We start from the raw sequence: 13,579 nt of genomic DNA, 5'->3' as shown, positions 1-13,579 counted from the left end.
CCTTGGCTCCACTAGTCCAGGTTTACCGTAATCGAAACCCGGCGATTGGTGGAGCTCCCGGTTTGACTATTTTCAGGCACCAGCGGCTCAAAAGTGCCCGCGCCCCGAACCAGCAGCAGTTCCGGAGCGACGCCGCGTTTGTTGAGAAGCGCACGAACTGTCTCGGCGCGGGCTGCACTGATCGACGCGTTGGCCGTCTCACGGCCCGTGGTGTCCGAATGCCCGGTCAACATGAACCGTGCTGTTACGCCTGACTTGCGGGCATCTTGGGCGAATTCCTTTATTTGATCCGCCAACCTGTCGAGAACCGGCAACTGCTCCGGTCCCGGCACAACTTTGCCGGAAGAGAAGAAAATATCGGTCGCCTGGATGGCTTCTCTCAAATAATTAAGATCTGCAAGGTTCAGCTCACGCAGCTGCGAGACATCCAGAACCACTCCGTCCGCCGAAAGTTGTTCGGCGGCGGCCTGCGCCCGGTTGATCCAGCCGGCAGAAGCCTCACCCACGACAACGATGCGACCCTGGATGATCGAAAGCTGAACCGATTTCGGCGGGGACAGCGACGCCGTCAGCCGCTTCACCACGAACTTCGGATCAAGGCTCTGATAGAATTGCCACTGTGAATGAACGCGGGCAGGATCAACCTGCGTTCCGGACAGCAGAGCTTGCGGGTCGGCGGCAAGCGGGTCTCTCAGGCCGGAAATGTAGAACTGGCCGCCCCTCGCCGTTTGTTGGGCGACGATGATTCCCGGTTGGGCCTCAAGTCGCGACACATAATACTGCCAGTGCTCCGCCTCGCGTGCTTCGGGGCTCACATCACGAACCTTGGAGATGTCGAATTCCGGTCCGCCTGCCGAAAGCTGTCGGGCCGCTGCGCGCGCCCGATCTATCCAGGTGTCGGGAGCCTCACCCTCGGCAACGATGCGACCCTCCACGATCGAAAGCCGAACCGATTTCAGCGGATACAGCGACGCCGTCAGCCGCTTCAACACGAACTCCGGCGCAAGGCTCTGATAGAATTGCCACTGCGAATGAACCCGGGCGGGATCGACCTGCGTTCCGGACAACAGCGACTGCGGGTCGGCGCCAAGCGGGTCTCTCAGGCCGGAGATGTAGAATTGGCCGTCGCGTATCTTTTGTTCGGCAACGATGATGCCCGGCTGGGTCTCCAGTTGCGACACATAGGCCCGCCAGCGCTCCGCCTCGCGTTCTTCGGGGTCACGGACCCTGGAAATATCGAATACCGGCCCGCCTGCTGAAAGCTGCCGGGCTGCGGCCTGCGCCCGGTCGATCCACGTGGCAGCAGCCTCACCTTCGGCAACGATGTGATCATTGACGATTGAAAGCCGCACTGTGTTCGGCGGAGCCAGCGACGCCGTCAGCCGCTTCAACACGAACTCCGGCTCAAGGCTCTGATAGGATTGCCACTGTGAATGAACGCGGGCGGGATCGACCTGCGCTCCAGACAACAGCGACTGTGGGTCGGCGGCAAGCGGATCTCGCAGGCCTGCAATATAGAATTGGCCATCGTGTATCTTTTGTTCGGCAACGATGATGCCCGGCTGGGTCCCCAGTCGCGACACGTAGGCCTGCCAGTGCTCTGCCGCGCGTGCTTCGGGGCTTACATCGCGGACCCTTGAGATATCGAATACTGGCCCGCCTGCCGAAAGCTGTCGGGCCGCTGCGCGCGCCCGATCTATCCAGGTGTCGGGAGCCTCACCCTCGGCAACGATGCGATCATCGACGACCGAAAGTCGTACTGAATCCGGCGGAACCAGCGACGCCGTCAGCCGCTTCAACACGAACTCCGGTTCAAGGCTCTGATAAAATTGCCACTGCGAATGAACCCGGGCAGGATCGACCTGCGTTCCGGACAGCAGAGCTTGCGGGTCGGCGGCAAGCGGGTCTCTCAGGCCGGCAACATAAAATTGGCCGCCGCGTATCTCTTGTTCGGCAACGATGATGCCCGGCTGGGTCTCCAGTCGCGATACGTAGGCCTGCCATCGCTGCCCGGATTGCCAGGAAAGAAAGAACCAACCGCCTGCCAGACTCAAAAGCAGCAGAGCCAGAGCCATCACCAGCCACGGAAAACCCTCGTTTGACTCCTCCTGCTTCAGCTCGACGCAGGTCTGCAACTGCGCCTCTATGCCGGCCAACTGCGAACTGTCACCGTCAAACTCCACTAAAGCCTGCGAGCATTCCTCATGGATACGAAGCAATACATCGCGAACTATTTCATGCAGTTCTTCTGGCGGATTTCCTCGGATCACCGAAACCAGGGTCGCAAACGGTCCAACTTCCGACCAGAGACGAAGGTCGCCAAAGCGAATTGTGTCCAGGCCGCTCTGCTCTTTCTCGTTAAATGAATCTTTCACAAAATCTTGAATTGCACTGAGCATCGAAGAAATGAGTTGAGGATCTTCGCTCGTCGCATTGTCCGCAGTTACATGCGCTATCAAAAGACCTGAATTGCGATTAATGAGAAAGACGTGCTCTACACGATAGATAAGAGAATGCTTCAGCACAACTTCAGAGAAGCTAGCACCAGTCCTCCAGGATTCGAGTCTCCACTTGAGCCCATGCCAAGTGAATATATGCCTTAAAGTTTCATTCAGCGACTGAAAAGTCTGGTCGATCTTTTCCCCGATCGACTTGCGAATTGCCGGCAGAAACACCGGGTATAGTATATCCGTCAGCGTGCGCGGGCTCTTCTGGATGGACCGCTGCACAGCCCTTTCGACAGCCGGCGCAAGGGCCTCGCCGAGTTGCGCATGAGGCGCTCGTGCGGCCGCACTGGGAAGCACGTCGCCCACGGCTGCCGCAAGCTGCTCCGGTTCGTCGAGCAGATGCGTAACTCGTGAAAGCTCCGAAATTTCGCGGCTGACCAGCAACTGGCGCAGCGTTTCCATGCGAGGATCGGCGGTTGGAACTCCGCCGAGACGCGCACGGTAGTCCGGATCAACGTTCCGGGCAATTTCGATCAAAAGACGGGCCAGAGCCTCGCGATCAATCTCTGTATCGTTCGAGGCTGTTCTTTGCGGAAGGCTGATTGGGTCGACGGTCGACGTCAAATCCGATCAACTCACTTTCCAGCTACGGTCCGAGTTGTTCTTGCTGCCGACGGGATCCTGGTTCAGACATTTTGCAACCTCGACAAATAGGCCAGCCAAAAGATTTCGGTCGGTCTTGACGTTGCCGAGATCGGAGAACATTTTCTCCATCAGCATCTGAATGCCTTCATTCTTTTGCTTGATTTCCTCACGCAGCAAATGATCGTTTCGATTTATCCGGTCCGCAATTTCGCGTTCAAGCTCGTTCAATTGATCCGACAACGCGCGCACCTGCTTTTCAAGCGCTTGATTTTGCTCGCGAAGATTCCGGTCAATCTCCTTGTCGGCGTCGGCTCGCGCGTCTTTTTCGTTCCGCAATTGCGCCGCAAGCGAGTCGACCTGCTTTTTCGCATTTGACTCGTACATTTCAAGATTGCGCTTGGCCTCGGATTCGACATCCTTGAAGCGCTGCAAGACCCGTTCTTCAAGTTTGGAAAAGCGGCGGTCATAGTCCTGCATCTGGTTGCCGAACAGGAGATCACGTATCTTGTCGACACCTACAGCGTCGCCAGGGGTCCCGCTCTCGCGAGCCTGGCCCGCCATGAAGGCCAGCCCGTTTCCCTCTGCGTTACTTGTCAGATTTGCGTCCGCTTTATTTGCCGGAGAAGCGGTACTCGAAGATTCCTTAGCCATCCCTATACCCTTCATTTGAACAGCAGCCACCGTACTAATTTAGCAACTTATAAAGATGTCAGCAAAATACCCGGCTCGCAAGCCGGAATCTTTTCGGCTTAAGCCGGTTCGCGCGTGAATTTCGAGCGCCTTGGATCCATCATCAAGTAACTGCGGCGCTCGCAGTTCGGCCGCGGTTCCGAGTGGGTCGATCCGGATCAACTTGCGCTCTCGTCTTCGCCGCGATCATCTTTTTTGCCGAGGGCCGCAGCTCTAAGGCGTCGGGCATGAGCGCTTGCCATTCAAGCCTGTCTTCAAGTCTTTTTTCTTGCCCCTAATTCGCCCCGATCTTGACAGGGCAGTGCTGCCATCCGATGCCGTTATGCGGTTTTGACATTCGCCGGCTCTTGCCGAAGAAAACGAAAGCTCGATGATCCATGATGCTATCGCAAGGCGGTGTGGTACCGATGTTCAATGTCGAGCAAAACATCGGCGCAATGCCGGCATCCGCCAGCAGACCTACCAGACACTGGATATTGTCGTTGTGGACGATGGGTCGAATGGATCGGCGTCGATCGTGACGGCCTGCGCCGACAAAGATCGACGCAACTTGTTCTACTTCTTACGAACCAGGCGCGGGTAAGACAACGTGGCGCATAATCCATTGGTTTCAATCGTAGTTCCTGCGCATAACGCGGAGGTAACGCTGACGCGCGCACTCGATTGCCTTCTCGATCAGGAAACCGCGGATTGGGAGGCGATCATCATCGACGACGCCTCCACGGACCGCACCCCCGCGATCATCGCCGCTTATGTGGAACAAGATGCCCGATTTCGGACGTTGAGTTCTTGCGCGAATAGCCCTGCCGGCGCGCGCAATAACGGGATTTCTACAGCGCGCGGCCGCTGGCTGATGTTCCTGGATGCGGACGATTGGGTGGACGCCGGCTTCCTCGCGAAGATGCTGGCCGCACTGGAGACCGCGCCGGATGCCGTGGCTTGCTATTGCGGTTCCCGGCGCGTGATGCCCGATGGGGCACTGACCCCGTCGAGCATCGCGACCAAGGTTGCGATTGAACCCTTCGAGGCATTCGCGCGCCGATGTGCCATCCGCACGCACGCGCTGCTGATCGACCGGGAAACAATCGTCGAGTTGGGCGGCTTCGATGTGTCGCTGCGCACCTGCGAGGACTGGGATCTGTGGCAGCGCGTCGCACGTCTCGGCAAGAATTGGGTGATGGTCGACGAGCCGCTCGCCTTTTATCGAGCCAGCCCCAACTCGCTCACCCGCAATTCGACGCAGACGCTGGCAGATGCGGAAATCGTGATCGCCCGCGGCTTTTCCGCCGACCCAAGGGTCAAGCATCCAGCGTCGGCGCATGCCAATGGGGCGACCTCGGCGGACGGCCGCACCGCTTCTCAAGCACTGGCGTGGTTCGCGCTGTGGATCGCGGCAGCTGATTGCGGCCGCGGCGGCGGTTCGATCAACCGGCAGATCCTGCGTGCGCTCCCGGCAGGACGTAAATGGGCGCGTGAGATCGCCAAGGTGATTTTCGACGGCCTGATGGTGGGAAGCCTATCGGTGCCGGAGCAATTGGCTTCCAGGTGGGACAGGTTCGGCGGCCCCTTGAGCGGGCTGATCATCGACCTCGGCCAAGTCTGGGGCGATCCGGTCGCGGGTCGTCGCGTCCAGTATCATCTCGAGCAAATGCTTCTCGATGCCGACGATCTTGCCGCGCCGCGTCCGCTGGCGCTAACGCTCGGCATTCGCGTCGACGCTCGAAATCCAACCTCAACCGAGCTTCCGGAAGGAATCGATCAAATCTATGCCTACCTTATGATGGATGGCCAGATCGAAGCTGTCGTGCAGTTCGGCGTACTCGGGAAAGTGACAAAGCGTCATTGGATTGAACTGATTCTGGATTTCGCACTGCAAAAGGACGACGGTGCCGACACGTCAAACACGCTTGCAGCCGAGGCACTGTCGACCACAGCGGAACGCCGGCCTGATCCGGCCAGCCACTTCGGCAAGCTCGCGCAATTGGTCTCGGAAGCGCGGGAACTGGTTCGGTCGAGCGCCGAAGCTACGCAGCCTCTTCCAGCGCCGCGCCGTGCACCGGCCTCGGATGGCCACGACAAGGATCGTACTTCGTTCTGGAATCGCTATTTCGCGACAGAGGATCCCTGGAACTACAGCTCGCCCTACGAGCAGGAAAAATATGAGCGGCAGCTCGAGATTCTGCCGGCCGGCCCCATAGGACGGGCGCTTGAGCTGGCCTGCGCGGAGGGTCATTTCACGCGACAACTGGCGCCCCGAGTGGGCCATTTGACCGCAACCGACATTTCCGCAGTAGCCATCGAACGGGCGCGCGCGCGCTGCTCGGACCAGCCGAATGTCGAGTTCGGCGTACTGGATTTTTTTGCGGACACGCTGCCCGGTGAGATGGATCTGATCGTCTGTTCGGAAGTGCTCTACTACCTGGATGATCTCGCCGGGTTGCGGCGCATCGCCAAAAAATTCGTTGAGGCGCTGGCGCCTGGCGGCAGTTTCATCAACGCACACGCATTCGTGCTACGCGACAATGTTGAAAGGACTGGCTTCGACTGGAACACATTCGGTGCACAAATGATCTCGCAAACCCTGGCAGGGACCGAAGGCCTCGTCCTTGCGCACTCGATCCAGACCGAACTGTATCGCATAGATCGCTTCCGCCGCCTGTCACCGGACCACATTGCGACGGAGCCGGTGATTGATCATGTGCCGGTCCGCGCACCCATCGGAATCGGGGTCGCGCGAAATATCGTCTGGGGCGGGGCGCGGGCGCTGCGCCGCGAGGTCGCGCGCAGCGAGCGGCGGCATCGTATCCCTGTTCTCATGTATCACAGCGTCGCCGATGAAGGTCCGGCCGCGCTCGCCCGTTTCCGGGTCACGCCCGCCGCATTCGCGAGCCAGATGGCATGGTTGCGCGCAAATGGCTTTCACGCGATCATGTCCGAGCAGCTGGAATGGTCCATCGCCAACCGTCAGCCTTTCGCTGGCCGCCCGGTGCTCATCACTTTCGATGACGGCTTCCAGAACTTTGCCGACCATGCCTGGCCGATCTTGCGTGCGCACGACCTGACCGCGGAAGTGTTCCTGGTGACGGACCTGGTGGGTGAAAGTGCAAAGTGGGACGCCGTCAGCGGTCCGCCGACGCGGCTTATGGACGCCGGAACGGTGCGACGTCTCGCCGCCGAAGGTGCGTTCTTCGGAAGCCATCTGGCGACGCATCGCGCCATCGATGGTCTTTCGAGCTCCGACCTGGCCGGTGAGCTGTTACGCTCACGGATGTTCATCGAGCGGTGGACCGGCCGGCCCACGATGGCGTTCGCGGCACCTTTCTCGGTCACCGACCGACGGCTTGGCCGGCTGGCCAAGGAGTCCGGCTATCGGATCGGCTTCGGCGGCAGACACGGGCCGGCGGACCTCGATTGCGATCCCATCGATCTTCCGCGCATCGAGATTCGTGGGGATCGCTCGCTCGATGACTTTGTTGCCACCGTCGAGGCCGTGCTCAATTGAACGGTGAACTTTGTTTCCGCCCACAACGCCCAAGATCTACGAGACACTTCGCAGCGTGATCTTGCGATCGTAGAGAGCGCTCGAGACATTGCTGTTGACGATGGCTCACGCGAACAGATTGCGGCGATCGCCCGATTTCCGCGGAGATCGACACGCGTGTGCGGCTGATCGAGCAGGCAAAAACGCCGACAACCCTATGCCGACATTCAGAGCACCTGCACCAATGTGGCACGTGCCGCCCTAAGGCTCGAGACAGACGAAGGATTTCCATCCATTCGCATCGGGGCAGGATTTTGGTAAGCTGCCGCATGGCAAACGGTGGAGCTGTCGTTCCGGTGGTCAACGATCGTCTTCTCGAACGCAAGATGACCGAGATCGAGCAAGCGCGAGCATGGAGCCCGCGCGTCATCTCAAAATTCGAAACGCTTATCAGGAGCGGCGACGACCTTGCGCTGTATCGGGTCAATCCGCTGGCCTTCGCCCGCGACCGCGCAATCGCCGAGCCTGAAGCAATCGACCTCTTCCTTCACGCGGCTCGCTGCGGCCTGTTCGATATGAGCTGGGACGTGCTCTGTCCCCAGTCCGGGATGGTGCTCGACAGTTTCGGCGCCCTGCGCACACTGCAGACCCATTACGTCTGCGGCCTGTGCGACGTATCGGGCGATACAGACCTCGACGACTTCATCGAGGTCTCCTTCTCTGTATCGCCCCATTTGCGGCGCCTGCCGTTCCACGAGCCCGAGACGCTTTCTGTCGAGGATTTTCATTGGAAGCTACGCTTTGGCAATGACGGGCGGCTGCCCGGGCGGGACGTACGCTTTCTGGACCTTTTGCGAGGGTTAGTACGGGGCATGGCGTTCCTGCCTCCGGGCACAACAACAATGCTGCGCGCCGACCTCCATGCCGGCTCCCTGTCGGGCGTCAACGTGCAGACACAGGCTGCGTTCGCTGTGCCTATATCAGGCGATCCGGTGTTGGCGCCGACACTTCTTAAGATCAACTATGACGGCAAGCGTTTCTTGCCGGCGTTGCCGGTCGTGCCGCCCGGTCCGGTTGTCATTGAAGTTGCGAATACCGGGTCCGTTCGTGGCGCGCTGCTTCTCATCAACTGGCCGCCCGAGCTTGTAGCGCTGAAGACCAAACCGGCGCTCGATTTCGACCCATATGTTTCCGGTGGGGCTCTGCTTGCGCGGCAAACCTTCCGCCAGCTCTTCCGTTCCGAGTGTGTCGACGAGAAGGAGGGGCTCGGCATCCGGCAGATCACCTTCCTGTTTACGGACCTCAAGGGTTCCACCGCCATGTATGAGCGCCTGGGCGACCTCAACGCCTATGCTCTAGTCCGCGAGCATTTCGCGCTTCTCAATACTGCGGTCCACCAGCATTCCGGCGCTGTCGTAAAGACGATCGGAGATGCGGTCATGGCAGTATTCTCGCGGCCACCGGATGCGATTTCGGCCGCCCTTCACATTTTTGAAGAAATCGATCGCTTCAACGGCGACAATGTCAGGCCGGGGATCATCCTGAAGATGGGTGCCCACTGCGGCCCATCGATCGCCGTCACGCTCAATGAGAACCTCGACTACTTCGGCCAGACCGTTAATGTCGCCGCACGCGTGCAGTCACTGGCGGAAGCCGGGCAGATTTGCATCTCCGAAGCGCTCTATTCCGCGCCAGGCGTGAGCGACCTGCTTGCCGGCCTAGGCATCGTCGCGTTTGATGCGCCTCTTCGAGGTGTGGAGGGCGATGCGACTGTCTATCGCATTATGCGGGACAGACGCACACGGTGATGCTTACGGCTGCCTTCATGTGTACAGCTGTGTCAGAGCCCAGATAGGCAGCGCGTATCCGCTCGTCTGCAATTAGTCCTCGGCCGGCCCTGGATGATCATGGGCCCAGTTTCCATCACATAGCCTCGGTCGGCGATGCCCAACGCGGCATACGCGTTCTGCTCTACCAGAAGCACCGTGACGCCCAGTGTCTTCGAATTGCGGATCACATCATGATTTGCGCGACCAGACCCTGCGCAATGGTCTAGCTTGAACGATGGAGTCTTGTACCACAACATCGGCTTCTTCAAGGTGAGCGATGGCCGGCATAGATGCCGTTGCTTGCCGATTTGACCGGAAGGTTAACACACGATGCCACTCATGATTCGACGATTGGGAACCAGGAACCTGGCGCGCCCGGCACAACGTCTCCGACATCTGAGCGCGATATTTGTCCTGGTTGCCAGGGCGCTGATTGTTGGGATCGCCCTCTTGTTGGCGGGCCCGGCACAGGCGCAGGCGCCGGCGACCGTCCCGCCTGAAAGGGTCAAACAGCTATTCGAGCTTCTCGACGATCCATCAGTGAAAGCCTGGGTGGCCGAACAGCGAAATCAGGACGCCGGATCATCGGGAGCGCCTGCCAAGGCCGGAGCTTCTCCGGCCGACGCATCGTCCGGCGCCGCGGCCGCACCAGGCCAGATGAATACGATGGCATCCTCGACGCTCGATCGGATCAGGCATCATATCGAAAGAATCGTGCGAACTTTGCCCTTGCTGCCAGGTCAGTTCGCGCGCGTTCGGGCAGAGACCATGGAGGATATGTCCGGCAAGGGGTCCGCCGGCGTATTTATGCTGATTGCGATGTTCATCGCTGCCGGCCTGGCGCTCACTTGGGCAACGTACAAGTTGACCCGCCCATTTCGTCTCTGGATTATCGCGCAACCAAAGGATACGCCCGTTGGGCGAGTCAAGAAGATCGGTGGTCGCACGCTTTATTCCAGCACGTTGATCGTCTCGTTCGCACTGGGCAGCGCCGGCGCGTTCATGCTGTTCGACTGGCCAATGCTTATCCGCGAGATTGTACTGACATTTCTGATGGCGGCAGTCGTTACATGGGGTGTGCGCATGTACGTCATGGCCATGCTCGTCCCTTCGTTCATGAACGTCGAGAACGCCGTCGAGGTTCGTGCTTTGCCGATCACCAACGAAGCGGCTGACCATTGGTCCTATTGGCTACCCCGGATCGTTGGCGTCTTCGCCTTCTTCGGCGCCGCCTTCATCCTCTTGCCAGGTCTCGGCATAGATCAGGACGGAATGATGGTCCTGTCATTGGGCGCCGATTTCGTGCTGCTGTTGCTCTTGCTGCTGGCCATTTGGCGTCGGCCAAGAACGCAGCGAGACGGTGCGCGCCACAGCGTTCACACGGAAGCGACATGGATTTTGACGGCTTATTTCGTCGTCCTGTTCCTGCAGCGCATCGCCGGCCTTTATGGATACTTCTGGCTTACCTTCGCCGCATTCTTCCTGCCGTTGGCAATCGTGACGACGCAGCGCGGGGTTAATTTCGTCCTGCGGCCAGGTTCGGAAGATCTCGGCCGGCCTACGATACCGGCGGTGACGATCGCTGTCATCGATCGCGGAATCCGAATGATTTTCATCCTGGCGGCGGCTTACTTTCTCGCGCGTGTCTGGGGTCTGAACATGCAATCCATGCGGGACAGCGATCCGACGACGACCTTCATCTTGCGCGGCTTGATCAATGTCGTGGTCATTGCCCTCGCAGCCGATTTCGGCTGGTCGATCATCAAAGCCTTGATCGAACGAAAGCTGGGCATCGAAACACCACACCCTGCGATCAGCGACGAAGAGGTCCCGATCCTCGATCCGCAGCAGGCGCGGTTGCGCACGCTCTTGCCGATCCTCCAGAACATTCTGCTCGCATTGATCATCGTGATGGCGGTGCTGATGATGCTCGCCTCAATGGGTATCGAGATCGGCCCACTGATCGCTGGCGCTGGCGTCGTCGGCGTGGCGGTGGGCTTTGGGGCACAAACCATCGTCAAGGACATCATTTCGGGCGTGTTTTTTCTGCTCGATGATGCGTTTCGTGTCGGCGAATATATTTCCTCGGGCAATTACAAGGGTACCGTGGAAAGCTTTTCGCTGCGCTCGGTGAAGCTGCGCCATCATCGTGGTCCACTGTTCACCATACCTTTCGGGGAACTCGGGGCCGTCCAGAACCAGAGCCGTGACTGGGTTATCGACAAATTCAACATCACCGTCGGCTATGACACCGATATCGACTTCGCTCGCAAGCTGATCAAGCGGATCGGCCTCGAACTGGCGGAAGATCCCGAGTTCAAAAACTGGGTGCTCGACCCGATCAAGATGCAAGGCGTACAGGAGTTCGGCGAGTACGGCATCGTATTGAGGGTCAAGGCCATGACCAGACCGGGAGGCGCCTTCGCTATGAAACGCAAATTCTATGTACGCCTCCGCCAGGTCTTCAAGGAGCAGGGCATCGAGCTCCCATTCCCGACCGTTCACGTCCAGGGGCTACAGAATCCACATGAGGCAGAGAATGCGCCGTTGGAGATTACACCCGAGTTGCAAATGGCCGTCGCGCAGTCGCACACCAATCGGCGCAGAAAAAAAGCTAGCACAACGGAATAGGAAAGAGCGCCGTCACCGGACCGACCCGAACGGAAATCCGATAAGGGATCGATCGGGAAGCATGGGCAAATCGATGGCGCCGCGCCGGCGCTCTGCGCAAAACGGCTGTTGAGGCTGGATTCTCCAAGCCCCTTTTGCTAGCCAGACAGGATGAGCAACCGATTGCCGCCCGCATGGGCAAAGCACCTCAAGACCCAACCCTCGCCGAGGACGGCATCGCCGAAGGCTGCGCCACTCAAAGCGCAGCCCAAGGCAGGCCCCCACAGCAGCCACGCCGACGACTTGCTTTTACGGCAGGCGCTCGAATTGCAGCAGGCCGAACGTCTGTCCGAGGCCGAGGAACTGTGCCTCAGGGTCCTGGCTCGCACGTCAAACCATCCGCTAGCCCTGTATATCCTGGGAACGCTCGGGCTCGGTTTCGATAACGAAAAGTCACTGCGGTATTTCGCTCGGGCGATGGCAGAGGATCCGCACAACCCCTACTACCATCTTAGCCTCGGCGAGACCTATTTAAAGGTCAGCGAATTTACGCCGGCGATCAGGCACCTTCAGCATGCCCTGGACTTGAAGCCGGATCTGGTGGAAGCGCTTTGCGCCTTGGGCGATGCATACAATGCGTTTGACAAGGGGGAAATGGCGCTGCCGCTCTTTGAGAAGGCGCTCAGGGTCGACCGAGATCATCCCCTAGCCCGGTTGGGGCTACCCCGCGCGCTCGCAAGCCTCGGCCGTATGGACGAAGCCGCGGTTCATCTGAAAGAGGCAATAGAACGGCGCATCGCGGTGCCGGCTGCCCACAATGCGCTTGCACGCACGCGCAAATTCGCTGAAGAGCCGCCCGAACTCGGGGCAATCCTGAAGGAGCTTCAAGACCCGGGCCATGGGCCGGAAGGAGCGGCAGCGCTCCATCACGCCGCAGGAAAGGTTCTCAACGACCTCCGTCGCTATAAGGAGGCGATGGATCACTTCAAGAAGGGGAATCAAGCCGGGGGGCATGCATTCGATCTGCAATCCTACCGTCGCTGGATCGATGGCATGATCGAAACCTTCACGCCGGAACTGGTCGCTTCAAGAGCCGCGTACGGCAATCCCTCGGAGGCGCCTGTATTCGTCGTCGGCATGCCCCGTTCGGGCACAACATTGACAGAGCAGATCTGTGCCAGCCACCCCAATGTTCATGGCGCCGGCGAGCTCAGCAAACTTAGGCGAATAGCCAGTGGACTCGGTGTCGTGGACCACTCCAACGCGAACCTCGGTCAATCGATCGCGATGATTACTCCCGATCTAACCAGGACTTTGGCCGAAGAGCACCTTGCTTATTTGCGCGAGCGGGCTCCCGACTCGCTGCGAATTGTCGACAAGATGCCTCACAATTTCGAGATGATCGGCCTGGTTGGCCTTCTTTTCCCTAAAGCGCGTATCATTCATTGTCGTCGCGACGCCATCGACAATTGCATCTCCTGTTTCGTCCTGCAGTTCAATAGAGCCCACAGCTACAGTGCCGATCTTGAGACGCTGGGGCTTTACTACAGAGAGTATGATCGCTTGATGCGGCATTGGGATAATGTTTTCCCGGGTCGTATTTTCGAAAATCGCTACGAGACGTTGATCGAAAATCAGGAGGAGCAGTCGCGCCGGCTCATAGATTATCTCGGATTGCCGTGGGACGATGCCTGCCTGCGCTTTTTTGACAGGGGCGGCTCCGTAAATACCTACAGCAATTGGCAGGTCCGCCAGCCGATCTATACGTCGTCCGTCAAGCGCTGGAAGAATTACGAAAGCGAGATTCAGCCGTTGATCGAAGCCTTGGGCGATCTTGCCGAGGCTTGACAGGTAGTGCCTGATGCTGCGCGCAGCTT

At 59.2% G+C, this 13,579-nt stretch carries 6 protein-coding genes; 4 read left to right on the top strand and 2 right to left on the bottom strand.

The genetic code is table 11. The annotated features are described in order from the left end of the window. Positions 1 to 11: 11 nt before the first annotated feature. Positions 12 to 3,071, bottom strand: coding sequence for an OmpA family protein (locus O7A70_RS05205; RefSeq protein WP_337139418.1), 3,060 nt, complete (start codon positions 3,069 to 3,071; stop codon positions 12 to 14). Positions 3,072 to 3,077: 6 nt separating this feature from the next. After that, on the bottom strand, positions 3,078 to 3,743 hold the full coding sequence (locus O7A70_RS05200; RefSeq protein WP_337139417.1) for a hypothetical protein: 666 nt from the start codon (positions 3,741 to 3,743) through the stop codon (positions 3,078 to 3,080). 628 nt (positions 3,744 to 4,371) lie between these two features. Between O7A70_RS05200 and O7A70_RS05195 the strand changes: the two genes are divergently transcribed. The 4 genes from O7A70_RS05195 to O7A70_RS05175 all read left to right on the top strand — a co-directional run bounded on the left by O7A70_RS05195 (position 4,372) and on the right by O7A70_RS05175 (position 13,550). Next, a complete protein-coding gene (locus tag O7A70_RS05195) occupies positions 4,372 to 7,284 on the top strand; it encodes a trifunctional glycosyltransferase/class I SAM-dependent methyltransferase/polysaccharide deacetylase (protein ID WP_337139415.1) in 2,913 nt (970 codons plus the stop codon). A 365-nt stretch (positions 7,285 to 7,649) separates the two neighbouring features. Beyond that, complete coding sequence (locus O7A70_RS05190; RefSeq protein ID WP_337139414.1) at positions 7,650 to 9,071, top strand: adenylate/guanylate cyclase domain-containing protein; 1,422 nt, start codon at positions 7,650 to 7,652, stop codon at positions 9,069 to 9,071. Between the two features lie 351 nt (positions 9,072 to 9,422). Next, entirely contained in the window at positions 9,423 to 11,723 is a 2,301-nt protein-coding gene (locus O7A70_RS05180) for a mechanosensitive ion channel family protein (protein WP_337139412.1), read from the top strand. 150 nt (positions 11,724 to 11,873) lie between these two features. Further along, positions 11,874 to 13,550, top strand: a complete 1,677-nt coding sequence (locus tag O7A70_RS05175; RefSeq protein ID WP_337139411.1) for a tetratricopeptide repeat-containing sulfotransferase family protein — start codon at positions 11,874 to 11,876, stop codon at positions 13,548 to 13,550. The last annotated feature ends 29 nt before the right edge of the window (positions 13,551 to 13,579 follow it).

Origin of the sequence: Mesorhizobium sp. Cs1299R1N1 (assembly GCF_037179655.1) — a bacterium.
In the GTDB taxonomy this organism is placed as follows: domain Bacteria; phylum Pseudomonadota; class Alphaproteobacteria; order Rhizobiales; family Rhizobiaceae; genus Mesorhizobium; species Mesorhizobium salmacidum.
Note: the sequence above shows the minus strand (reverse complement) of the source record. Positions and strands in the feature narration are given on the sequence as shown.